General features: G+C 44.1%; 20 protein-coding genes. 9 read left to right on the top strand and 11 right to left on the bottom strand.

Annotated features, from left to right (window positions below; genetic code table 11):
* Window positions 1-193: 193 nt before the first annotated feature.
* The 9 genes from M3661_RS21640 to M3661_RS21600 form a co-directional block, all read right to left on the bottom strand.
* Window positions 194-1,108 (bottom strand): DUF5655 domain-containing protein, encoded by a 915-nt coding sequence (locus M3661_RS21640; RefSeq protein ID WP_251488561.1) that lies wholly within the window; start codon window positions 1,106-1,108, stop codon window positions 194-196.
* Between the two features lie 116 nt (window positions 1,109-1,224).
* Window positions 1,225-3,483 (bottom strand): DUF4145 domain-containing protein, encoded by a 2,259-nt coding sequence (locus M3661_RS21635; protein WP_251488485.1) that lies wholly within the window; start codon window positions 3,481-3,483, stop codon window positions 1,225-1,227.
* Window positions 3,484-3,571: 88 nt separating this feature from the next.
* Entirely contained in the window at window positions 3,572-5,038 is a 1,467-nt protein-coding gene (locus tag M3661_RS21630; protein ID WP_251488483.1) for a PIN domain-containing protein, read from the bottom strand.
* 70 nt (window positions 5,039-5,108) lie between these two features.
* The gene (locus M3661_RS21625) at window positions 5,109-8,231 is read right to left on the bottom strand and encodes a type I restriction endonuclease subunit R (protein WP_251488481.1); all 3,123 of its coding nucleotides are present in this window, start codon (window positions 8,229-8,231) and stop codon (window positions 5,109-5,111) included.
* Between the two features lie 20 nt (window positions 8,232-8,251).
* Window positions 8,252-9,511 carry a restriction endonuclease subunit S gene (locus M3661_RS21620; RefSeq protein ID WP_251488479.1) on the bottom strand — a complete coding sequence of 420 codons (1,260 nt, stop codon included), beginning with the start codon at window positions 9,509-9,511 and terminating at the stop codon, window positions 8,252-8,254.
* Complete coding sequence (locus M3661_RS21615) at window positions 9,501-11,024, bottom strand: class I SAM-dependent DNA methyltransferase (protein WP_251488477.1); 1,524 nt, start codon at window positions 11,022-11,024, stop codon at window positions 9,501-9,503. Before M3661_RS21615 ends, M3661_RS21620 begins: the two co-directional genes overlap by 11 nt.
* Window positions 11,025-11,040: 16 nt before the next feature.
* On the bottom strand, window positions 11,041-12,633 hold the full coding sequence (locus tag M3661_RS21610) for a restriction endonuclease subunit S (protein WP_251488473.1): 1,593 nt from the start codon (window positions 12,631-12,633) through the stop codon (window positions 11,041-11,043).
* A 212-nt stretch (window positions 12,634-12,845) separates the two neighbouring features.
* On the bottom strand, window positions 12,846-12,986 hold the full coding sequence (locus M3661_RS21605; RefSeq protein ID WP_251488470.1) for a hypothetical protein: 141 nt from the start codon (window positions 12,984-12,986) through the stop codon (window positions 12,846-12,848).
* A gap of 301 nt (window positions 12,987-13,287) precedes the next feature.
* The gene (locus M3661_RS21600) at window positions 13,288-13,482 is read right to left on the bottom strand and encodes a hypothetical protein (protein ID WP_251488466.1); all 195 of its coding nucleotides are present in this window, start codon (window positions 13,480-13,482) and stop codon (window positions 13,288-13,290) included.
* A 441-nt stretch (window positions 13,483-13,923) separates the two neighbouring features.
* Here M3661_RS21600 and M3661_RS21595 point away from each other — a divergent pair, with 441 nt between their 5' ends.
* The 9 genes from M3661_RS21595 to M3661_RS21555 all read left to right on the top strand — a co-directional run bounded on the left by M3661_RS21595 (window position 13,924) and on the right by M3661_RS21555 (window position 23,694).
* Window positions 13,924-14,328: a hypothetical protein gene (locus tag M3661_RS21595; RefSeq protein ID WP_251488464.1), complete on the top strand. Its 405-nt coding sequence runs from the start codon at window positions 13,924-13,926 to the stop codon at window positions 14,326-14,328.
* 107 nt (window positions 14,329-14,435) lie between these two features.
* Window positions 14,436-15,665, top strand: a complete 1,230-nt coding sequence (locus tag M3661_RS21590; RefSeq protein WP_251488462.1) for a hypothetical protein — start codon at window positions 14,436-14,438, stop codon at window positions 15,663-15,665.
* A gap of 24 nt (window positions 15,666-15,689) precedes the next feature.
* Window positions 15,690-18,098 (top strand): hypothetical protein, encoded by a 2,409-nt coding sequence (locus M3661_RS21585; RefSeq protein ID WP_251488460.1) that lies wholly within the window; start codon window positions 15,690-15,692, stop codon window positions 18,096-18,098.
* Between the two features lie 5 nt (window positions 18,099-18,103).
* Window positions 18,104-18,976 (top strand): ABC transporter ATP-binding protein, encoded by an 873-nt coding sequence (locus M3661_RS21580; protein WP_251488458.1) that lies wholly within the window; start codon window positions 18,104-18,106, stop codon window positions 18,974-18,976.
* A 418-nt stretch (window positions 18,977-19,394) separates the two neighbouring features.
* Complete coding sequence (locus tag M3661_RS21575) at window positions 19,395-20,657, top strand: threonine synthase (RefSeq protein ID WP_251488456.1); 1,263 nt, start codon at window positions 19,395-19,397, stop codon at window positions 20,655-20,657.
* A 1-nt stretch (window position 20,658) separates the two neighbouring features.
* A complete protein-coding gene (locus M3661_RS21570; protein ID WP_251488454.1) occupies window positions 20,659-21,324 on the top strand; it encodes an amino acid ABC transporter permease in 666 nt (221 codons plus the stop codon).
* Window positions 21,305-21,961, top strand: coding sequence for an amino acid ABC transporter permease (locus M3661_RS21565; protein WP_021254106.1), 657 nt, complete (start codon window positions 21,305-21,307; stop codon window positions 21,959-21,961). The genes M3661_RS21570 and M3661_RS21565 overlap by 20 nt, the downstream gene beginning before the upstream one ends.
* Before the next feature lie 48 nt (window positions 21,962-22,009).
* Window positions 22,010-22,777, top strand: coding sequence for an amino acid ABC transporter ATP-binding protein (locus M3661_RS21560; protein WP_285853187.1), 768 nt, complete (start codon window positions 22,010-22,012; stop codon window positions 22,775-22,777).
* Window positions 22,774-23,694: a transporter substrate-binding domain-containing protein gene (locus M3661_RS21555; RefSeq protein ID WP_251488452.1), complete on the top strand. Its 921-nt coding sequence runs from the start codon at window positions 22,774-22,776 to the stop codon at window positions 23,692-23,694. Before M3661_RS21560 ends, M3661_RS21555 begins: the two co-directional genes overlap by 4 nt.
* Before the next feature lie 93 nt (window positions 23,695-23,787).
* On the opposite strand, the gene M3661_RS21550 is transcribed toward M3661_RS21555, so the two are convergent.
* The gene (locus M3661_RS21550; RefSeq protein WP_397376540.1) at window positions 23,788-24,534 is read right to left on the bottom strand and encodes a Fic family protein; all 747 of its coding nucleotides are present in this window, start codon (window positions 24,532-24,534) and stop codon (window positions 23,788-23,790) included.
* Window positions 24,535-24,609: 75 nt separating this feature from the next.
* Window positions 24,610-25,302 carry a YjjG family noncanonical pyrimidine nucleotidase gene (locus M3661_RS21545; protein WP_021259664.1) on the bottom strand — a complete coding sequence of 231 codons (693 nt, stop codon included), beginning with the start codon at window positions 25,300-25,302 and terminating at the stop codon, window positions 24,610-24,612.
* Window positions 25,303-25,559 lie beyond the last annotated feature (257 nt).

Genomic DNA, 25,559 nt, shown 5'->3' with positions numbered 1-25,559 from the left:
GCCTTCTTTCTCTAACGTTAGAGCATTCTCCGGATGACGTTGATCTCCCGGATCCAACACTATCGAGAAATCCGTTATTTTTCCTGTATATATTAATATTTCGGTTCGTTTCATTTGAATTATGAGTTTTCACTTGAATCTAAGCTATTCGAAATAAAATGACGATTTTAATCTTACAGATTTCACCTATAATCTAACTCAATTCATAACTTCGCTGAATAAGCTCCTTCGCCCGCTCCAACTGATCGTCATTCATGATCGTAATCTCTAAATCTCCAGTACCGTAGTGACCAATTTGGCGTACGTCTCTAGTGAAGGAAGATTCCAATTGTATCGTATCCGGATTCACCTTTACATAGACGGAAATACACTTCGTCTGCGGATGAATTTCTACGCAAGCAAAATTTTTAATTCGCTTAAACGCAAAATAATTTTTTAGCGTGTTCATCTGTACATCATCGCCAAGCGCCATCATGAAAGCTCGCAACGTTTCAAAGCGGTCTGTCATCTCCTCGCTTGCCTGTTCGAGGTAATCGGATACTGTTTTATAAGAATTTGTCGCCTTCGCGCTTGATGATTTATCGTGATCATTCTCTGTCAGTGCAGTTGTTGCATTTACTAAATCCAGCAGCAGCAACTCGTCTCCATAACGCTTATATGTATATAATTCAATATTGCGATTAATCTGTTGTACGGCATGCTCATCGTACTTCGTAAATCCGCCAGCCACGCATAGAAGTCTTGGAGCACTCCAATCAATGGACTGAGCTACTTCATGACCCAAACGGTTCATAACCAGTACCATAAAGTCCGCCTGATGATCCATCAGCCAATCCAAATAATACAAACCTTGGTTAATTACATTTTCATTCGTAGACCGCTTGTACTCAATAATAACTGGCGAGTTATTCTCATCAATGCCAAGTGTGTCGATTCTTCCCCGGTGTTTCTTGCCGGTAGAATATTCCGAAGCTAGGAATCGAATACCCAATAACGCCTCCAGGTTTCTTTCCATCAATGTTTGCAAGGATTTTTCTACTGTTACTGTATATCCGCTTAGTTCTTCTACCCCATTACTTACAAGTCGAAATAATTTTATATCTCCCATCGCGCATCCAGTTCCTTTCCAGCTTAATAAATTCACCTTATTGCGGTTCTCTTGAAAAAGAAAGAGCGAACTTCTCTTAATGAAGTCCGCTTTGTTTGTTCCCATAATGATTATTTCTACTCTGAATCTATAGTTGATACAGCAGCTTTTCGCTCAAAATACCAGTGCAATCGGTACTCGCAAATTTCTCTTGTCCACGCATACAATCGTTCCCGATCTGTTTCCTTCGCGGGTACACGTATCTCGAAAGATCCATCTGACAAACGAATTAGCTTATTGCCCTTCGCCCAGTGGGTCATCGGCATGCGAGCGATAAGCTGGGCAGTGCGTTCCACCGGAGCATCCCATAGCTTTTGCGTTTCATTATCCGAGAAGTCAATCTGTTTACGGTCTGCGTCACTCATATAATAGTTATAAAACAATGGGGCAGCTTCTTCAGCCGTAATCGGCTTCATCCAATCGTTCGCGCCTCGTTCCAACATCGCAAGCAACAGTACCATCTTATAGCTCTTGCGAATAATGGTGTTTTCTACTTCTTTTAGCCAATCCCCATATCTCTTTGCCGTTCCCGCTTCTTCCTTGGCAAGCTCGCCCGCTTGCAGCAAGAACGTATAGTAGGAATCGAACAGCTGCCGATACTCCTGACTATCTGCCTTTCCAAGCTGATGCAGCTCCATATAAGCCGGTCGACGTCCTAACCTCTTCTTAAGTTCACGGTATGCACCTATAACCTGTGCCTTACGCTTGCCTGAACCGATGAGTCGCTTCTCTTCTGCAATCGCATCCTCCAATTGCTTGACGAAGCGATCAATGGTCTTTGGCCCGACACCACTAATCTTGTCCGTCAAATTCGAGAGATCCTCCGGAAGCTCGTGAATCGCCGTTACGTTGCAATCCTCCTTCAGGTATTGAATCAGGCTCGCACAACCGTTAATCGGCAGATCATCAAGTCCCATATCAACCATTGACGCTGGAAAAATCAGTTCCTTGTTGAGAAAAGACTTACGTATCTCCACTCTCTCTTCGTCCGCGACCTCTCCGTCTTGAGCAGACTGAACTTGAGCTTCTACTATATGAGCAGTTGCCTCTTGAAACGCAGCTACGTTTTGTAACTTCAACTGTTCATCGGACTGTACTTGAGATGGAACCTGCATACTTTGCTTTTCCCCAGACTTCAATTCTGATGGCTCTTCCTGATTCTCCTCAATCTGATCTCTAACCTGTACTGGCGTCCCAGCCTCTACCGCGTTCACAACCGAATGTTGTTCCTGACTATTAGCCCCTTCACATTCTGTGTACTCTACTGCAACAGACCCCATCGAAGGAGTAACGGTATCAACAACAGTTTCTTCCGTAACGGCTATTTCTTCCTTGCTTCTCTCTTCATCGGGGATACTAACCCAGCGCAATTGGCTCGGATTCTTCCCCATCATGAACCAGGCAGGCCTCCGCTTCGTGGACTGACTTCCGTTCTTGGCATACTTGAAAAAGATCCCCTGCGGCTTGAGAGAGAACAACCTTTCCTTCAACTCCCAGCCGCCGATAATCCACATCGCGCCTCCATTAGGCCTTTTATCAACTACGGTAAGTCCTTGAGAGGAGAGGTAGTCGCCCACTTCTGCCTTTTCGCTTCCCCCGTTGTTTGTTGGTTGTTCTGGCATCTGCTCCTCCACAGGGATAGCTGCTTCCACACTCTCAACAACATCAACAACAACATTCATTTCCTGCGGCGACGTATCCACGGATGCTACCATGTTTGTAGTTTCTACCTTAGGTGACGATGCTTCTGTAGAGACAGGAGCATTCATCCCCGCCACTTGACTAATCGTCGCATGCAAATGCTTGAACTGCTCCGTAATCGTGGGTAAGATTTTCGATTCCAACTGTGCACTCAATAACTGCTCCAGCTGCTCGCTCACTTCAAGCCTTGGTACTACCTGTGCATTTGCAGGACTCGAAGGCATGTTAGGCATAATATAAGTCGGAAGTTCAATCTCTAACGGCCCATAAGATTCCACATACCATAAAGCTAACGTGAATAAATGTCGATGGGCGGTTAAGGCCAGATCCGGAGGCACGGGCTTCACATCATGAGCAGCTATATTTCCATTCCTGCGCAACCAATCGAAACTCTCTTTCATTTCATCCGAAATGATATCTTTGCGAGCTAACAATTGCACACGTTCGCTAGGTTTTATAAAATAAACAGGTTCAACTTTCTCCTGCTTGGACACCGTCGTCGCCATTTCCTCGCTAAATAATCTGCCCTGGGTAAGAGTCGCGCGCGGATTGCTCCACACATCCGCCTCTGCTTGTACAGCTACTGCATGGAGCTCCTCGCTCACCTCACCCAAAAATGCAAATAGTGATGACATAGGAAGTCATGTATCCTCCTCTCTTAAACTATGCATTATATATTTGAGAATGATTGTTCATTTATTCATATTTGTATGACTAAGAAAATTAGTAGATCATGTCAATCTCCTGAAACGCTTTATAATCCCTTTTCACTTGCTCTAATATTTGCTGTGTGATTGAATCTATAGTTGTTACTGGTACACTATTCCTTTTAAGAAAAGTCTTAATTGATACTCTCATCCTTGAGATTTTACTTTCAAATTCAAGCCAGTCAACTGTTGCGTTCTTATTTAATACTTGTATTAATGATTCGATGGTTTCTTTTTCAGAATCTATACCATTAATTGAAAGTATTCGATAATAGCTATCGTAATATTGGGAGAATATATTTTTTTTAATTGAACCTTCATTAAAGAACTTGGTAGGAAGATCCTCCTTTTCTGTTTCTTTAATATATTTATTTAACTCATTTTTTTCTTCACGCACTTCTGCTTTTCTCGGTATGTCCTCAATTGTTTCATCCATGTAACTGTCATAATCAAACTGTGGCGGCTCATATTTAAACTCACTCACATTTAATAACAGTTGATCACCAGAAGTAGACAACCATCCTTCAATACCTTCCATTTCAAAATATAATGGATCAAGACTATCTTTAAAAACTGACAATAAAATATCCAGCTCAAATAATATTATAGGTGATAAGATATTTACCGCCATGTTACCTTTTATTTTAAATCTATATCTGTCTTCATCCGATTCATTTAGATCAATAATTTCTTCATTTAAATGTAGTTCACTGACATTGCATTTCAAATTATTTACTTCTATAGAAGTAAATAATTCATTTTTAAGAAAACACAAAAAATCATTGAACAGATTACTAGCATACAACTTTTGCTTGACTAGTTGTAATTTAACTAGTATTGTTTGTTCGTTAGAAAATAGCTCTATTTTCTCATGCACTTTACGAATCTCATCTTTATTTATTATTTCAATGCATTGGCCTGTTGCCTCTTGAAATTCCCCTATCAAGTGTTCAGAAAAGCCTTTATCATGTGTGATAAAAATAAAATTCCCCTTGTTCTGCTCTGCAAATTCTAATATGGATTCCCATATTACAGTATCCTTAAAACCTTTATCCGAATTCCCTTTCAAACCTGAAAATGGAGCTAGTTTATTTAAAGCTCTTCTTACAATGGAACTAAATCTATTTTCTCCACATATAGGTAATAAGTTGATATTATATCTTGATAAATATTCCTCTTTTCGTGCTTCTAATATAGAACGATAATCAAAATTATCTTTAATAAACAAATCCAACCCATAAAGTTGTTTACATGAATCATAATCTTCCTTAAGTCTATTAAGGCCCTCATTGAATGATTCAAGTTGTCTTTGGAAAATTTCACCAACCGACATTTCTGGAATTAATATTTGAAATTCATCTTCTAACTCAAGACGTTCAATCTTTCCCCTTATGTTTTCATAATTTGAATGAAATACAAATTGTGAATAATCACGATACTTATTGCACAATAGGACATTTGTATCGAATATTAGATAAATCATCTATTACAACACTCCTGAAAATAACAAGAAAAAATAATTGACTCTTTTTTAAAGATACATTATATAGGATCTAAATTTCAGACTTCCCCATTACTTCCGCTTGCTCAATTACGAGATCGATTGCTATTTGTTCAAGATCTGGCGGGTATCCGTATTTTTTCAATAATCGCTTAACGATTACTCTCATCTGTGCCCGGACATTCTCACGCAATGTCCAGTCCACCTTAATATTGCTCTTAATCGCTTGTGTCAGCTCATGCGCAATCTGCTTCAGCACGATGTCACCCATCATCTGCTTCGCCGATTCATTGGAAGCAAGCGCATCATAGAACGCAAGCTCTTCCTTAATCAGACCAAGATCTTCGCCACGCTTGACGGCTGCATTCATCTCTTTCGCCATCCGGATCAACTCTTCGATCACCTGAGTCGTCTCGATTGTACGATTGTTATATTTTCGAATCGCTTCATCTAGCATCTCAGAGAATTTGCGAGACTGAACAACACTGGTGCGGGAAACAGCTTTCACCTTACCTTGAAGCAGGCGTCGTAAAAGTTCAACAGCCAGGTTCTTCTGCTTTAAGCCTTTTACATGCTCCAAAAACTCATTGGATAATATCGCGATATTCGGCTTTTGTAAGCCTACCACTTCCAATATATCTACGACTTCTTCCGAAATAACTGACTTCGAAATCAACTGATTCAACTGGGCATCCAGTTCGCTGGTAGTCTTCCTTTTGTTCTCAGGTGTAATCAACTTCACGATTCCAGCCTTGACTGCCTTATAGAAGCTGATTTCCACATTCAATTGCTCCGCCGCTTCTGTCGTAGCACAGAGCGCATAAGAGTGCGCCAACTCTACTGTCCAATTCAGGAAATTACGCTTGCCTTCTTTGCCTAGACCAAGAACGTAGTCGACTGTCTCCACGATCGCCTGCATCCGTTCCGAAGCTTTCTCCGATGCAAACTTCGTATAGTTGTGACCATATAATAACTCACGAATTAACTGGATTCTTTCTACCAGATAATCAACAGCCTGATCTGTGTCAATGCCTGCGGTCTTGCGATCATTCTCGGTATATTGCTGCAATGCCGATTTCAAATTATCCGCAATACCGATATAATCGACGATAAGTCCGCCCGGTTTATTACGGAATACCCGGTTGACGCGAGCGATGGCCTGCATCAGATTATGCCCCTTCATTGGCTTGTCGATGTACATCGCATTCATGCTCGGAACATCGAAGCCAGTCAGCCACATATCGCGGACGATGACAATCTGGAGAGGGTCGTTCAAGTCCTTCATCCGTTTTGCCAAGCGCTCACGGCGGCGCTTGTTCCCAATGAACGGCTGCCAATCGTCCGGATCACTGGAGCTGCCTGTCATGACGATCTTAATCTTGCCTTCATTATCATCATTACTATGCCATTCCGGACGAAGCGCAATAATCGCTTTGTACAGATCAATTGCAATCCGCCGGGACATGACGGCAATCATCGCTTTGCCTGCCATCGCTCCTTGCCGTTGCTCGTAGTGGGTGACGATATCTTTCGCTACCTTATTGACACGTTTCTCTGCACCCGCTAACGCTTCAAGTCGCGCCCACTTCGACTTCAGTTTCTCCTGCTGGCTGAATTCTTGATACTCGGTAATATCCTCGTAGTCATCATCAATCCGCGGACGCTCTTCATCAGATAACTCCAATCGAGCAATACGGCTTTCATAGTAAATTTTAACCGTTGTGCCATCTTCGACTGCACGCGTCATATCGTAGACATCGATATAGTCGCCAAATACAGCTGGCGTATTTTTATCCGCTAACTCAATCGGAGTTCCCGTATATCCAATATAAGATGCATTTGGCAGCGCATCGCGCATATATTTCGCATAGCCGTACTTAACAGCCGCTTCATCGTCTTTGCCTATCATTTCGGCATGGAATCCATATTGACTACGATGCGCTTCATCCGCGATAACGATGACATTTCGTCGATCGGTCAGGACAGGATAAGCAGCTTCGCCTTCCTCTGGAGTGAATTTATGTACAGTCGTAAAAATGATGCCCCCAGACTCTACCGATAACAATTCCCGTAGATGTGTCCGATCATTCGCCTGCTGTGGGGCCTGCCTAAGCAGATCCTTCGACTTGCTGAATGTAGCGAAGAGCTGATCATCAAGGTCGTTACGATCTGTCACGACAACGATTGTAGGATTGTCCAAGGTAAGCACGAGTTTCCCTGCATAGAAGACCATAGACAAGCTTTTGCCCGAACCTTGCGTATGCCAGATGACCCCGATCTTGCGATCCCCTGCTTGCAGCGTCGCTCGCTCTGTGCTAGCGATTGCCTTATTGGTAGCATGATACTGGTGGTATCCCGCTACAATCTTGTAGATATGTTCACCATCTGTCTGGAACAAGACAAAGTGCTTGATAATATCGAGCAGCCGCTGCTTCTCGAACATACCTTTTATTAATACTTCCAATTGTGGAATGGAGGATGCGGCAACATCCTTCCCGTCAATCGTCCGCCACATCATGAATCGATCCTCATCTGCTGTCAGCGTCCCGACTCTCGCATTCACTCCATCGCTAATAACCATAAAAGAGTTGTAGGTAAATAGCGAAGGTATCGCATGCTTGTATGTCTGTACTTGATTGTAAGCGTCGCTGATCCCGACTTCTTCATTGGAGGCGCTCTTCAGCTCGATGACAGCAAGCGGCAATCCGTTGACGAATACAACGATGTCCGGCCGCTTCTCAGTCTGATGTTCAATGACCGTAAACTGATTAACAACGAGAAAGTCATTGTTATGAATTCGATCGGGATGAGTATCGAAAATCCAAACTTTCACCGTTGGGTAATCTCCGTCAGCGTTACGATATTGTACATCAATGCCATCGGTGATCATTTTCTGAAATGCTTTGTTGTTAATTAACAGACTTGGGCTTCGCGGAATCATAATGAACCGCACCGCTTCCTCTATGGCTTCTCGCGGTACATGCTTATTAATGCGAATGAGTGCATTGTAAAGCCGATCTTCCAAGATGACATCCTGATAATACTGTCGTTCCGGATATTCCCCTTCAGGGGAAATATCCGGACCATAGGCCTTGTCGTAGTTCAGTTCTTCAAACCATTCTAGTGCGGCTTGCTCGAGATCGCTCTCTGCATAGGAAACGGTATATAGCGCCATGTCTCAACCTCCTGAAGTAGTTAAGCCTGATCTAGCGGTACACGAATCTCTCCCGACATGAGTTTCGGGAGAAGGGTGTCTCTTATATGTTTTAAGCTATGACTCTCCAAATCATTTTTCTTCATAAGTTCAAATTCTGCCTGTACAACATCCCCGAACTTCTTAAACAATTCAAATGTAACAGGAAGCGCTATTTGATAATTGCTTACGCTTGTTTCAGGAACGCGTTGTCGTCCAGAAGTGCCTGTCATGTTATTGATAGCATGCGATCTAAACTCATCCGATCTCGCAAGAAAATATGCAAATAGATTGGGGATACCTTGACGGCTTCTCAAAATGATATACTCAGTTGATCCCCAGCCAATTTGATTTTCTTCTAAAAAATCAACATAGGCCGTCTTTCCATTCTCTAAACAAGGAGTAATTCTAGCTAAGAGGACGTCACCATTGATGAACTTTGTCCCAGATTTAAACTCCCTGTTAGTATGTTCGGTGACTCTTGCATAGTAACTCGTTATACTTTTCATCTCTACGTAGGGAGCATTACTCCCTTTTTTTAAAATTTGTTTAGGATTAATTTCTAAAATTTCATTTAAAGGACGTACCTTCCACCCCTTAGGAAGCAACCCCAACTCACTTTCCTCAAGTTCTCCTCCGCTGGACTTATACGGATCCCCGTTTTCGTTAGGAAATTCAAAATCAACAAACCAACGTTTAAATAGGATTTGGGCCATTTCTTCAAGATTTTTATTGATTGCGTTATTAAGTTCGATTTTGTCATCAATATAAGAAAAGAGCTGGCCTATCTTTTTTTGTTCCATTCTTGAAGGTACTTGTAAAACTATTTCTTCCGCCAATCTTATTCTCGACAACTCGGTTTGTCCTGTTGAACCTTCCCCCATTGATTCAATTAACTTTTGCTGACTGAATAATGAATATCCTAGAAATATCGGATCAATATTCTCTCCCGGCCTAACAATTGTTACATGAGAATCAACAGTTGTTGGTGAATTTACAAACTTCACCTGCGCAATCCTCCCTAAGGTACCAACTCCGGTCGAATTGACTAATATATCGTACTGTTTAATATATTTTTCCTTTGAGATCTTCTTTTTTTCTGAATCCGTGTATCTTACTAGATTGAAATCAATATGGTTATTTCGAATACACTTCTGATTTAAAACTGCTGTTTTCTCTTTTTCTGTATAGGAAGGAGTTACTCCTCGAGCAATCAATGAAGTTACTTCTCCCAACTTTTTAGTTGTTTTATCAAAACCCAAACCCGATCCCCCCAAGCTGCTTGCGAATCTCATCTTCCAGCTGCCGTGACTTCGCGAATTGTTCCGCCAATTCTGTCGTCAGACGAGCCATCTTATCTCCGAACGGCTCGCTGTCTTCTTCCACATCCTCAATGCCGACATAACGACCTGGCGTCAAAATATATTCGTGCTCCTGCACTTCCTCAATCTTCGCTGCCTTGCAGAAGCCCTTCACATCTTCATAGGTTCCCGCTTCCGCTTGCCCGCGCCATGCATGGTACGTATCGGTTACCTTCTTAATGTCTTCTGCGCTCAGCTCTCGATGCGTCCGATCCACCATATGCCCCATTTTACGAGCATCAATAAACAAAATTTCTCCTCGGCGGTCGCGTAACCCGCGTGGTGTCTTATTTTTCGCCAGGAACCAGAGACACACTGGAATTTGCGTCGAATAGAACAACTGCCCTGGCAATGTCACAATACAATCAACGAGGTCGGCATTCACCAGCTTGCTGCGAATCTCTAGCTCCGCTGTCGTGCTCGTAGACATCGAACCATTTGCTAGTACAAATCCCGCAACGCCGTTAGGTGCCAGCTTGTTCACCATGTGCTGAATCCATGCATAGTTCGCATTCCCGGTAGGTGGAACACCAAATGACCATCGTACATCATCCGTTAGTCGATCTCCACCCCAATCGCTAATATTAAATGGCGGATTGGCAAGAATATAATCAGCCTTCACGTTCTTGTGAAGATCATTATGGAACGTATCCGCATGACTCTCCCCCAAATTGCTGTCAATGCCGCGAATCGCCAAGTTCATTTTACAAAGACGCCATGTCGTTGGGTTCGATTCTTGACCATATACCGCGATATCTCCGAGCTTCCCTTGACGTTCTTCCACGAATTTCTCACTTTGCACGAACATGCCGCCCGAACCGCAGCACGGGTCATACACGCGGCCTTTATACGGTTCAATCATCGCAACGAGAAGTTGTACGACACTCGAAGGCGTATAGAACTCGCCACCATTCTTCCCTTCCGCACTCGCAAACTTACTGAGAAAATATTCATACACCCGTCCAAGTACATCCTGTGAACGGCTCTCTTTATCCCCTACCTTGAAGGAAAACAAGTCAATAACCTCACCTAAACGGGACTTGTCCAGTGCAGGCCTCGCATAGTCCTTTGGCAATACTCCCTTCAAAGAAGGGTTTTCACGCTCGATATCTATCATTGCACGGTCAATAATCTGACCAATTTCTGGCTTCTTCGCATTTTCCTTAATGTTGCTCCATCTCGCATCCTTCGGTACCCAGAATATATTCGAAGCCAAATATTCATCCCGATCTTCCGGATCTGCATAAGGCTCTTTTTTCAATGCTTTATATTTCTCTTCAAATGCATCCGATACATATTTAAGAAATAGAAGTCCCAATGCAACATGCTTATACTCTGCGGCATCCATGCTTCCGCGCAGTTTATCCGCCATCCCCCATAGCTTCTCTTCAAATCCAAGATTCGCAGTAGCCATAATCCTATATTCCCCCTTAGAATATCTCGCTGTATACGTTATTCTTTACTTGTTCCCATCTAGCTGTAGCCTGCTGGACTACAGCTAAATATCTATCTTTTTCCTCAATATAATGCTGAATCAGCTTATCCTGCTCTGCTTCTGAACAGAGCGGTAGTTCAATCTCGCCTACATCAGCCGGATTCAAATTCATGACTGTCGTTCCCCGCTGATAGCTCTGGATAAGTGCCATCCCGGTTGGGCTCTCCAAAAAGATTTTAGCGTAATGGCTGCGTACCGTCGATTTAAACCGAATGACGATAATATTCGCAGAAGCGATTATGGTAGAATCACACTGCGGAAATACAGCCAGCTTCGTCACGGTGCCTCTGCAATTCATGACCAGATCACCAGGAACAATCTCATATCGCATTACTTTCCGTTCTTCCTCATCTATCGTGTCAAGCTGCCCGAGCATCACTTCGCCATCCTCAATATTGGATATATTGAGCACTTTAATTTTGCCCGGCTTTAAGTCATTCTTCATAATCGACTTTCCACGGAAGATTTCAGCAATCTCGCTTAGTTTCACCTTCGGTACTTGTGCTTCACGGAATGCCCGTAGTGTATTCTGGTTGTTATCCAGCAGCAGGTCAATCCGCCAATCGGTCGATGCAGTGAAGTGATCGAAAGACAACTCCGCTTCCTGCTCAATAATAAGCTCCGTCCCCTTAGCATACATTTGCATAAGCCTTACTTCTTCCGGCATCCTTGTCCCTAGTATCACTTGATACATGCGAACAGAAGCATAGGGTCGGAGTATTCCATCTGGAAGTAACGCTATGACATGTACAGGTGCGGCTTGATGAAGCTGCTTGCGCCAGTTCGCATACTCACCGGCTTGAAACATCATCCGTGCAGGTAGCGTTACGCTCAGCATTCCGTTATCTTGCAGTAGAGGCAGCAAATGCTGAACCGCCACACCTTCCGAATCCCGGATCTCCATATTCTCTTGCTCATCTATTTTCATACCGAAATGAGGTATCGCTAGTACAGCATCGTACTTATCTTCCAAAGGCAACGGCTGATAAATCGTACCTTGAATGACCAATACATTCGGATAAGGTGCAAAGTATGTTCGAAATACTTGCGCCAACATATAATTCTCGGTCAATAATGTGATCTGATAAGTAGCTTTCTTGTAACATTGCGTCTCCACTATACCGCGTATATATTTCTCTGCCTCTGCTACAAAGATATTCTTATATTGATTCCGATCGCATTGATCAAAAAACATCGCCATGAGACTTGTTGGCGAGATGACATTTCCGGTTACTCGATCTTGCTGTAAGGTTTGAAGCGCGTACTCCAGAAGATCCAATTGCTTACCTGCATGATACAGTTTATAGAATAAGTCCCGGTCACCCGGAAAATGTCCTAACTGTCGTACTTCAACATGCTCCTTCATCCACTGGAACAACTTCTCCGGTTCGGTTTCCAATTGACTAAGAATTTTCGTATCTTGCTCCAAACTCTTTCTTGTCTGAATTACACGCAATGCTTCACGAAGAAGCTGATCTCTTGTGTAAATATCATGCAGCAAGCAAATATTCCAAAATTGTTCGATCAAATCATCACCTTCTTGCCGCTAGGTATTTATACCTTAAATATATCATTTTATAATTTAGTATTTCAATACCAAATTTCGATTTCAATTAATAAACTAACCTCATAGAATAAAAATATGGATTTCATCCTACTCCTAGAGAACCAGACTCATATTGTAAGACTTTAATCCCAGTTATCCGTGCTTTGCAGCGTAGCGTTTACCCCATACAACAGTCAATCCTGATTATCCTTCAGAAGCTCTGGCACAACGGGAAGTAAGCCCTCCAGTTCCCATTCCATATCCGCCATCGTCTGCTCCAGATCTTGCAGCAATCCTGCATTCGCCAATTCCTGATACTGCTTCTTATCGACCACTAGCAGATCCGGCTTTTGTCTTGCCAGCGCCTTTTTAAATCGATAGTTCCTTCCTCGGGCACGACCGTCTTTACCCTAACATTCGGATTGAAACGCTCCGGCGTTGATTTTTCCATACATCCGGTCAGCAATAGCAGTATTACGAGCGTAATGATTCTTACATCTACCAGCCCACTTTTTGGGTAAATTACTACTCACAATTCCTCTTCATTAGTGAAGCAAAAAGAACGCCCCCTAACCATACGGCTGTAGACGTTCTCCTTTATGTTGAAAATAGCTATCCATTTATCTTCACATATTTTTAGTTTCCTCGCTCCGAAATTCTTATCGAAGCCTCTTCGAACGATGTCTGTTCCTTAATAGCCGCCTCCAACTCTTCATCGATCATTGCCGACAGTTCGAGCAGCACGCCTTCGTACCTCATCGAACTTTTTTCAAACCGCTCTTGCCATACCCTTTGCTTCGTACTTCTCCGATGTTGGCGGAGGTGGCTCAATTGGATTTTCTTCCTTAGCGCAGCTTGACAAAAGAGCCTGCACAATCATTACGCATTACACCAATTCAATACTTTTGGCATATGAATCCTCCCTAAGACCACACCTTTATGGAGTCAATCGCATAGGGGCACACAAATAATATGTTCATCGAGGATGAATGAATCGGCATCTTAAAACTGGTATATGTACATTATAAAGCGAGATATTTCTCCAAAATACAGAATATACAACGATTTGTGATACTTTTACACTATCAATTCATTCAGAAAATATTAGGGGAAAATAGCGGCTTTCACAGAAATAAATATATTGCCTTTTTAATGATACCGTGTTAAATTGTAATTGGAAACATATTACATATAATAAAAAACATAACATTGTTTCCTTTCACCAGGAATGACTCACTTAATCACTATATTTGAGATTTAGGAGGATTCTGTATGAAAGAGAAAACGAAGAAACGTTTTGCCGTAAGCGCCTTAGTGTTGTCCGCAATGCTGATGCTGCCTGCGGGAGCTTTTGCTGCCAGTAGTAATAGTACAAGCGGCACTGCAGGTGATGTGAACACACATGGAAGCTTATCTATTTACTCGGACTACGCAAGTGGCTCCACTTCTGCTTCTGACCGAGCATACTGTAAGGTTGATGTCGTCTACACATATTCTTGGGGGCTAGTGGGTTCGGTTTATACCAAAGAGGCAAGTGACACTGCCGCCTACAGTACAAGTGCATGGGCAAGTGCAAATTCAGATTGGGTCAACCCAAAATCACTCAGGGCAAATGCGGCTCACCTTGTAGGTTATGGTTCAAATTCTTGGACTGGCTCTACTTACGTGACGTACTAAATACTTCGTCATAACTTGAATAATACATGAATAGTATAGGACTCTGTTCATAATAGATGAAGCGATTCTCTATGAACGGAGTCCTGATCCTGTTTAGGAGTGATACGATGAACAAGTCATTTGTCTTATTCTCTATGTTGTTTTTGCTCATAGTCTTTCAATCCGGTTGTTCTTCGTCAGAGCAGTCGCTGAGCGATGAATACAACGCCGAAACCGACTATCCCTATATGTTTCACGTACAAACAAGCGGAGCAATTATAACCACTACAGAGAATGGATATTATATATTAAACGGAAATTATATCTACTATTCTGATAAGCAAACGATGAAGCCTGTGATATTAGATAACCGTCCCGATCATTCCTGCTTAATCAGTAAAGAGAAAAGCGAAGAAAATTGTAATGCATATGTTGCCAACGTCGGCCCTATACACCCTAAATTACTACAATATTATAAAGGGAAATTGTTTACGTCAGAAAGTCGTATAAGCAAAAAAGATGCATCCTCCATCTTTCAGCTCGTTCAGCTTGATCTTGACGGAACCAATCGAAAAGTAATAAAGACATTTCCTCATGCTATGTTGAGTGGAATTGCAATTCATCGCGGCTATATCTACTATGGAGCTACCGACTACGATGTCAATAGTCAGAGGAAATATCAAGTACTCCGCCTGCCGCTAGACAACTTGTCGCAAGAACCGGAAGTCTTATATGCTGGACAATTTAAAAAAGGAACCATCTTAGACATCACACCTTATGGTTCACAAGTGTATATGCTTGAGTTCACAGACAAGGGGTACCGACCCTTGCGTTATGATCTCGTTACTTCCACCTTGTCGTCTCCGTGGGAAAGGACTGACGATGGATTTGCATCTATCGGTTCCATTAATAAAAATAAATTGTATTTCTCATACTATTACCCTACAGTGAAGGGAAGTAATGCGGATCTTACTGATCCACGAGCATTACGAATCTATAACTCTGATCTGAAGGGAGAGCATATCCAAGAAACCGACATAAAGCCCTCTTCCATAATTTCGATTTATTATGTCGATGATCGATACAGCTATGTTCGACCTGCATGGTTCCAATTAGATCGAGCAAAGAACATTCCTAACGAAATGACAATATACAAGAACAATGTAGCGATTCACAACGTGGATATGACGAAGTTTTCCTCAACTCAACAACCTTTTGTAGGTGATGATAGATATATGTTTATTAATGAAGACAGCGACGATAAAAAAACATATACGATGTATATACTGGATAAAAATGAGATTGAAACGAAAAAAGCTACCTTTCAACCGTTTGTTGAATCACCTATGCACTTCTAAACTTCATCGATGTGAGGGACGAGCATGAAGTTACTCTACTATGAGCTGTATAAAATAGGGACAAAGAAATTACTCATTGGTTTAATACCTATTCTGCTCATCATGAATATTTCCCTGTATACCTATACCGAATGGCAGCAGAATGGATCACTCTTACGCAACATGCATCATTACCAGCTTGTTGAATCAACCTATCAAAACGTGACCTTCCAAGAAGGATATAAGACTACAAGCCGCAAGATGAAAGACCTTGAATTATTTAATCTATTTGCATCCGAAGCTGTCATTGCAACCCATAATCCGGAATGGAAAAAAGAAATTGAAGCAAAGAAACAGCTGCAACCTGAAGCTGTCACCACGTATTTGTCCAGTCCATACGTGAATAACAATACGTTACTAAAACGTGACTTGTTAATATTCAGTAAAATCACACAACAATACAAAGCCATAATCGACTACCGTTCACGTATGCTAGAGATGCAGCAGCGAGCTGCTGATATGTTATCTGTAACTATTTTCCAGGAAAATGCATCTTCTCGCAACATTCACAAAACAGTGAAAGACTTTGCGCCGCTTCAACAATTACCGCTTCAGATTGGACTTGAAGAAGGCATTGTATCTTCCACATCCTTTACACCATTGGATGTAACTGTGGTAGTGTTGCTATTTCTGATCACGATATATATCTTTCATCGCGAACGCGAAGCCGGGCTTTTGCCTTTATTACATACTACTCGGCGCGGCAGACTGGACACTGCCGCTGTCAAGCTCGGCATACTCACGTTCGTGACACTCCTATTAAGCCTATTATTCTATGGCTCTATCCTGCTCGTTGCCAATTATTTATATGAATTCGGGGATTGGAATCGATATATTCAGTCGATGGCATCATTCCAAGGAGCGGTACAGCCCTTAACTGTGTTGGAATACCTCCTTCAATATCTCATTTTGAAATCATTTGCTTGTTTACTGATCGCCATTGTGATGGCCTTATTATTTATTGGGTCACAGCGTCCAACTCCGGTGTATGTAACTCTGTTGGCTATGCTTGGCATTAGCTTCATTTGTTATACGCAGATTCATCCTAATTCCTACGTGAACAGCTTGAAGTATCTTAATCCCGTTGCCTTTCTCGATACGTTTAACTTCATTAGCGATTACCGCAATATTTATTGGTTTGGGTATCCTGCTTCCAAAGCAACATTATCTTATATCACGGGCGGATCATTCATTGTTATAGGTACATTAGGTGCTCTCTGGCTGTATACGCTTCAACGCAGCATTGGCATCTATCTTCCATGGAGTAATGTGTGGCAAAACATTCGAATCTGGACATTCCGGATTCGCCGTTCAAACAGCCTATTCCTTCATGAATGCTATAAATTGATGATCACAGGAAGAGGGTGGATCATATTAGGGATTGGACTCTTCCTGACTCTGCAAATGATCCAAACAGAGGCGCGCACATACAATCTGGAGGAAGCTATCTACAATCAGTATCTGATGAAACTGCAGGGGCCGCTGACATCAGACAAAAAAGTGTTTATGGAGACAGAAAGACAACGGTTCAATCAATTGGGCAATGAGCAAGCAGAGTGGGAACAGAGGTATATAAAAGGAGAAATTACACGATCAACGTATCAGGATAAACAATTGGAATGGAAAATATTCCTGGATAAAGAGAAATCGTTCCGCCTTGTAGAAAAGCAATATCAATATTTGTTAGCTATACAAGCGCAAACCGGGCATACCGCCAGCTTTGTTAATAAGCTGACTAGCGATCAACTCTTTGACCGCCCTTCCAGAGATATTGTGCAGGGTATTTTATATCTATCCTTGCTATGTGCATTGGTAAGCCCTATATTCACGCAAGACTATCGCAATAACAGTGTATTTTTGCTGCGAGCAACGCTGCACGGAAGGAGTAGATTATTCACATATAAGCTAGCTATCGCTCTTTGCTTGAGTCTTGTCCTGCTAGCGATGACTTATAGTCCTATGTATATCAATCTCACTCGTCATTATCCTGCAATCGATTGGACGGCATCGATCCAGAGCGTAGAGCAATTTGAGACATTGCCATGGAATCTGTCGATCATCAATTATGTATGTCTTGTGAACGTTCTGCAAGCGCTCGGTTGTATGCTGCTTATTCCTGTTATCCAACTGCTTTCGATCTTTGTTCGCAAGCAGGCGCTTAGCTTAATGCTACTAACGGCGATACTCATCAGTCCGCTTGCGCTCGCATATATCGGATTCAAGCAACTTGCTTCTGTTACATTCAATGGACTGTTCCTATTGACTTCGTTCCTTCGTGATGAGAGCGCCACGATGATGGCAGCCACCTACTTCGGCAGTTTACTTGTCATAAGCGCTGGGGCCGCTGTATTTGGCTGGAGAAAGTATAACGGACAGTTCACGAGAAAGGAGTAAGCAATATGGAACTATCTATACAGCATGTGACCAAGCGTTACCAGCGTGGAAGGAAGACCGCCCTCTGCAATGTTAGCGCGACACTAACACCGGGCATTTATGGCATATTGGGACCGAATGGGGCGGGAAAGTCAACACTGATGAATCTGATCACCGATCAGATTCGTCCGGACGAAGGAGCAATCACCTATAATCAACAGCCTATTCGCAAGCTTGGACGAGCCTATCGAAATGTTCTTGGATATATGCCACAGCAGCAAGGAATATTCGGGGAATTTACAGCAAGACGCTTTCTATGGTACATCGCTGCACTCAAAGGTCTACCCGCCAAGCAAACCAAACAACGGGTGGAGCATTTACTTGACACCGTTAACTTAGCCAGCGAAGCAGACCGACGATTGAGCACGTACTCTGGAGGGATGAAACAGCGCATCCTCATTGCTCAAGCACTGTTGAATGACCCTGAAATCGTCATATTGGATGAGCCAACCGCCGGACTTGATCCAAAGGAACGTATTCGGCTGCGAAACTTTATTTCAACGATCGCCGTAAATAAAATTGTACTTATCGCTACACATGTCGTCTCTGATATTGAGTCTATAGCCAAAGAGATTCTTTTGATGAAGAATGGTCAGCTTATCGCTAAAGATACTCCACAACATATAGTTACAGCGATAGAAGGAAGCGTATATGAAGCCTATATTTCTATCGATCAACTCGATCAGATACAGACAAATTATAAAGTAAGCAACATTATGACGACGCCAGAAGGCTTACAAGTACGCTTCATAAGCGAGAATGGCGTGTTGCCCATGAATATTGAAACGAGGCTTGTTCAGCCAAATCTGGAAGACTTGTATTTGAGTCAATTTGAATAGTTTGGGTGGAAGTTAAGCAAAAGGGAATATGTCGATTAAATACAATAGTTTCATAAGAAGCAGGGGAAGGGATCTAATTTTTATTTTGACCTATTGGCTCCCCTGCTTTTTTGGTAGCATAAAATCTGTATCCTTGTTCGACATGTATATCGCGTATTGCTATGAATCCAACGATAACGGACAACTATCAGAAAAGTATCAGAAGGAGACAGTAAGAGCCATCCCCCTTTATTGCCTAAACGTAATCGGGATGTTTAATTCGTAAATCAGAGTTGACAAATTGGATTAATCGTATTTATGATTGAGGTAATCATTTATTACTTATTTTTGGATGTTAGTCAAAGTTACATCATTCCGCTGACCGTACCGACGGAGGCTCCTACTACCATCACTGCATGCGCAGAAAGGGGAGCGTACCGTGTCATTCAGTTATATCTCTCATTTGCATTGCCCGAAATGCAGAACAAGTTATTCCCCGCACAAGCAGGCGCATCTATGTGCTTGCGGTTCCCCATTACTTGTAGCCTATCGGTTGGATGAACTGAAGGAAACCGTCCAACGCTCCGAACTGGCTGCAAGAGAACCAAGCCTGTGGCGCTATCATGAGCTGCTCCCTATCGAGCTGGAACAGAATGTGATTTCTTTAGGAGAAGGTCTTACTCCTCTCCTCCCCCTGCCCAAGCTTGGACACCGAATTGGTATTCCCCAGTTGTATATGAAGGATGATGGGCTTCTGCCGACCGGCTCTTTCAAGGCCCGTGGCGCAGCTGTTGGTGTATCCAAGGCCAAGGAGCTCGGCGTTCAGGAATTAGCATTGCCCACCAATGGCAATGCAGGAGCGGCCTGGGCACTCTATGCAGCTCGCGCGGGCATACGCTCCACAGTCGTCATGCCTGTGGACGCCCCTGCCATTACCCGTAGTGAATGCGCGATTGCAGGAGCTCGGCTCCATCTGGTCAATGGCTTAATTAGTGACGCTGGCAAAATTGTCTCCCAAGCGATTAGCGACGATGACAGCCTATATGATGCCTCTACACTAAAAGAGCCTTACCGGATCGAGGGCAAGAAGACGATTGGCTTCGAAATAGCCGAGCAATTAGGCTGGAAGCTGCCCGATGTCATCCTGTATCCAACAGGAGGCGGTGTCGGCCTCATCGGCATTTATAAGGCATTGACGGAATTGCTTGCACTAGGCTGGGTTCAAGGCAAACTCCCTCGGTTCGTCGCCGTCCAATCTGCGGGATGTGCCCCCATCGTCGAGGCATGGAAGAACAAGCACACCGAGTCGATACCTTGGCCAAATGCTTCTACCCTTGCGTTCGGCATCAATGTACCGAAGGCACTAGGAGACTTTCTAATATTAGATGCCATCTATCGAACCGAGGGCTGTGCAATTGCGGTGGATGATCGCGCTCTGCTGGGCGAGCAGCGCCTTATTGCTGAGCTTGAAGGAGCCTTCATCTGCCCAGAGGGCGCATCTACATTCGTCGCTGCACGCCGATTGCGGGATAGCGGCTGGATCCAGAACAGCGACACCGTCGTTGCGATCAATACCGGGCTCGGCTTGAAATACCCGCATGTCGTCCAGACCAGCATCCCTGTCTTGGAACCTGATGATTCCTTGAACCGAAGAGGCACTATCTCCAGCAGGCAGTCCACCTCACGGGAGGAAACCGGCTAACATGACACTCGATACCTCCTTCATGCTGGAGCATGTGCTCGACTTCGTACACGCAGCCCTTGTCACGATCGGAATTGCTGGTGCGGCCATCGCTGCTTCTCTGCTCGTTGCCGTGTTCAACTCGATTCTCTTGTATTTCCGAGTACCGATATTAACTGCCATTGTACGTGCCTACATCGAGGTAGCTCGCAATACACCCTTGTTGATTCAATTGTTCTTCCTGTACTTTGCACTGCCGAGTATCGGAATTCGCATGTCCAGCTACACCACAGCCTTACTGTCGATGACGTTTCTCGGCGGCGGTTATTTGACTGAAGTGTTCCGCGCTGGAATCGAAGCCGTCCCCAAGTCTCAGTTGGAGTCAGGATTGGCACTTGGGCTGTCTCGCTGGCAGTTGTTTCGCGATATCGTCCTACCTCAAGCGCTGCGAATTGCTACGCCGTCCTTATTTGCTAACTTTATTTTTCTACTGAAAGAGACGACGGTTGTGTCTGCAGTAGCCGTGCCGGAAATTTTGTACACGGCTACGAACTACATTGCACTATACTACAAAACCTATGAAATGCTGCTCATGATGACGGCCCTGTACTTGCTGTTGTTCCTGCCATTATCCTTTGTGCTTTCTTGGCTGGAAAGGAGGTTCCAGCATGGCCAGTTCGGGACTTGATTTGCTTGTCGTATCGCTTCCCCAGCTTGCCAAGGGGTTGTATCAGACAGGGCTTATCGCCATCTGGAGCATCGCCCTAAGCACGATTGGCGGCCTTCTATTCGGTGCCCTGCGCACCTCTTCTAGTCCGTGGCTGCGGTTGATTACCCGTACTTATCTAGAATTGTTCCGCTCTATCCCGATTTTGGTATGGCTGTTCTTTTTCTTCTTCGGTCTTCCAATCTTCTTCGGTCTGAATGTTCCAAGCTCTGTATGTGCAGTACTGGTGTTGTCACTTTGGGGGATCACTGAAGTTGGCGAGGTTGCACGAGGTGCCCTTATCTCATTGCCGCAAGGTCAACGAGAAGCTGGCATGGCGATTGGACTCAGTACCCTGCAATTGTACGCATACATTCTGCTTCCACTAGCGCTGCGACGCATGATCCCGCCTACGATTAATGTGTACACACGTATCATCAAGACGACATCACTGACTGTTCTTATCGGCGTCACCGATGTGATCAAGACGGGGCAGCAAATTATAGAGCGCACAGGAGAAGCCGTCCTTATTTACGGTGCATTATTCATGCTCTATTTCATACTGTGCTATCCGTTATCTGCCTTATCAAGAAGGCTGGAGCACAAGCTGCTATCCTAATATCCAATGCTAATATCCCACGGATTGATTAGAAAGGAGGAAGCATTCATGCCCGACGCATTGCTTGAGCTATCCAATGTCGGCAAGTCGTTCGGCAAGCATTGGGTGTTGAGGGACATCAACCTGCAAATTGTTCAAGGAGAAGTGACCGTTATACTCGGGCCAAGCGGCTGCGGCAAGAGCACGCTGCTTCGGTGTCTAAATGGACTCGAGACAACGCAGAGCGGCAGCATTCGGTTCCACGGTCAAGAATTGACCAATCCAGCAACGCGCTGGCAGCACATTCGCCAACAGATTGGAATGGTGTTTCAAAGCTATCACCTATTCCCCCATCTGACGGTACTCGATAATATCCTCCTCGGACCAATTAAGGCCCAGCGGCGTCCCCGTGCAGAAGTAATCGCCCAAGCCGAGAAGCTGCTGGAGCGCGTCGGATTGCTAGACAAGAAGGACGCCTATCCTCGTCAGTTGTCGGGCGGCCAGCAGCAGCGAATCGCGATCGTGCGGGCACTATGCATGAATCCCGAGGTCATCCTCTTCGACGAGGTGACGGCTGCACTTGATCCCGAGATGGTGCGCGAGGTGCTGGAAGTCATGCTTGCCTTGGCGGAACAAGGCATGACGATGGTTATCGTGACCCATGAGATGGGGTTCGCCCGTGCTGTAGCCGACCGGATTGTGTTTATGGATGAAGGTCGAATATGCGAGACAGGAGCGCCGGATGCTTTCTTTGCAGATCCCAGAACCGAACGAGCCCGGCGCTTTTTGGATAAATTTCTGGACATGGAAACATGGAAAAGGAGAGAAATTGGATGAAGAACAAATTGGGGTTCACATTATTAATGGTACTGCTCACGGTCGGGTTGTTGTCCGCATGCGGCTCAAGCAGCAGCGGAAGCGATACAGGCAGTGGAGCGAAGAAACAACCAACCACGGCAACGCAACAAGAGAGCGGAAAATCACCGAGTGCAGATACCGGTGCACTGAGCAAAATTAAAGAACGCGGCAAAATTCTCGTAGGTGTGTTCTCCGATAAGCCCCCATTCGGGTTCACGAATGAGAAGGGAGAGTTGGTTGGCTTCGATAATGACTTAGCGAGACGCTTCGCGAAGGATCTGCTTGGGGACGAGAGCAAAATTGAGTTCGTCATCGTGGAGCCAGCAGGTCGTATCCCGTATTTGCAAAGCGACAAGGTAGATCTGATTGTAGCCAACATGACCGTGACCGATGAGCGCAAGGAAATTGTTGATTTTACAAATCCAAATTTGAAGGTGACTACACAGGTACTCGTAAACGATAAGAGCGGCATTAAGACGTTGGATGACTTGAAAGGAAAGAAGGTTATCGTAACGAAGGGAACAACAGCTGATATTTTCTTCACCAAAAACTATCCCGACGTTGAACTGGTCAAATTCGAGAAAAACACCGAATCCCTCCAAGCGTTGAAGGACGGACGCGGCGACGGATACGCACAGGATAATTTCATTCTACTTGCTTGGGCGCGGAAAAATCCTGGCTTCACCCTTATTCCAGAAAAGCTGGAGAAGGAGGCGCCGATTGCGCCAGCTGTCAAGAAAGGCAATACCGAGCTGCGCGATTGGGTGAATCAAGAGCTGGAGGCGCTGGGAAAAGAGAAATTTCTGCTGCAGCTGTACGATAAATACGTGAAAGAAGAACTCGGCCCAGATGTCTCTCCAGACGATATTATCGTGGAAGGCGGACACTGGAAGTAACACAAGCGCCGTACAATACAATAGCATCCGAACATAGAACGAGGCTGTCTTGCGGTCATGATTAACATGACCGCAAGACAGCCTCGTTTTTTATTATTCCACAGCGAATAAATATGCCTGGAGACTATCTGCAACACACTCCATAATCAATTGAATAAGAGGCTCCAATTGACCTTGGACGCTTGCTTCCTCCAACGTCTCATAATATCGCATTCTGACAGCATCCGCCGCCTTCACAATGGCAGGAGGATATCCGTGCTTCATCAGAATTAGATTCATAAGGAGTCTTGCAGTTCGACCGTTTCCATCTGAGAAAGGATGAATAAATACAAATCTAAAATGGAATTCCGCAGCCAGCATCACTGGATGCATCAATCCTTGTTGATTCTCGTACCATTTCATGAGCTCTTCCATCTTCTCAGGAACAACCGTATAATGGGGCGGAACATGCTGTGAACCTGATATGCGGACATTGACCATTCGATATCGTCCTGCGTCGTCCGCAATATTTTTAAGAACAAGATGATGAATTGATTTCACCACATACCCAGTTAGCTCCTGATCCTGACGAATGAGCTCTTGAATGTAGGCAATCGCTTCAGCGTGGTTAATAACTTCAAAGTGCTCCCGAAGCTTTTTCCCACCGATCGTTAACCCCTGTTCGAGCACAAGCTTCGTTTCAAGCAGCGTCAGTGTATTTCCTTCAATCGCATTCGAGTTATACGTCCATTCAACACGGTATACTTCCTCTAAATTCCGAACGGCTTCGGCAGGTAGTGGTCGCAGCGAATCCAATCTATTCTTTAACTCATCTATCAAAGTAAGATCCACACCTATCACCTACCTTTTCCCTCTTTATTACTAGTATTATAACAAGTCTATTGCGTTTCTAGACATTCATTTATTCCAATACCCTCACTTCAATCCTAATAACTGATACAGCTCCTGAAGCGAACGAATTTCATAGGTTGGAACAATATCCGTTTCATTCGCTTTCCCTTCGGGATTGAACCAACAGGTATCCAGACCTGCCAGCTGGCCGCCCTTCATATCTGAGCTTAACGAATCCCCAATAATCAATGCCAGCTGCGGGTCAATATTAGGAATGCGCGCGAACACAAAATCAAAGAATTCCTTCATCGGCTTCTGGTACCCTGTATCCTCCGATACGAAAATACTCGTAAACATCGGATGCAGACCAGAATCACGCAGCCTTCGATCCTGTGTCTTAGACACGCCATTCGTCACAATATGCAGATCATACGCGCCGTGCAGTTTCGTAATTACTTCCATAGCCCCGTCAATGAGCTGATGTCCCTGTTCCAAATAGCCTCGATATTTTTGCTCCAACAGAACACCGTCCACTTCATGCCCATATTCCTTCAAAAGTAGAGAGAATCGAGTGTTCACCACCTCGTCGCGATTGATCTTTCCCTCTTCATACGCCCTCCACAATCCCTGATTCATCTGTTTATAATGGGCTTCCATTTCTTCTGTCAGCTCGATCTGCTGTCCTTCGAACAACAAACGCAGCGCCAGCTTCTCCGCTGCCTTGAAATCAAGCAATGTATCATCAACGTCAAATAATAATGTTCGATATATGCGCATCTTATCTCCACCTATCTATGTTATAGCCTGCTCTACAGGCTGTACTTTCTATTTTATTTTCATATCCATCAACTCTGCAAGCTGCTCTACATCTGCACGACTTGTGTGAAATTCCCTCTATTTTCACGTGCGTGCATCTGTTGTACTGGATATAGGCTACACTCCTAAATGCTCTCATCCAGCCCTGCTGGCTGCACTTTTCCTAGCTGCTCGTCCTTCGTACTTCTACAACTCACCATGACAATCCCTGTAAGAAA

The organism is Paenibacillus sp. MER 180 (genome assembly GCF_023713665.1).
In the GTDB taxonomy this organism is placed as follows: domain Bacteria; phylum Bacillota; class Bacilli; order Paenibacillales; family Paenibacillaceae; genus Paenibacillus_B; species Paenibacillus_B suaedae.
This window is presented reverse-complemented; position numbering and strand designations above follow the sequence as displayed.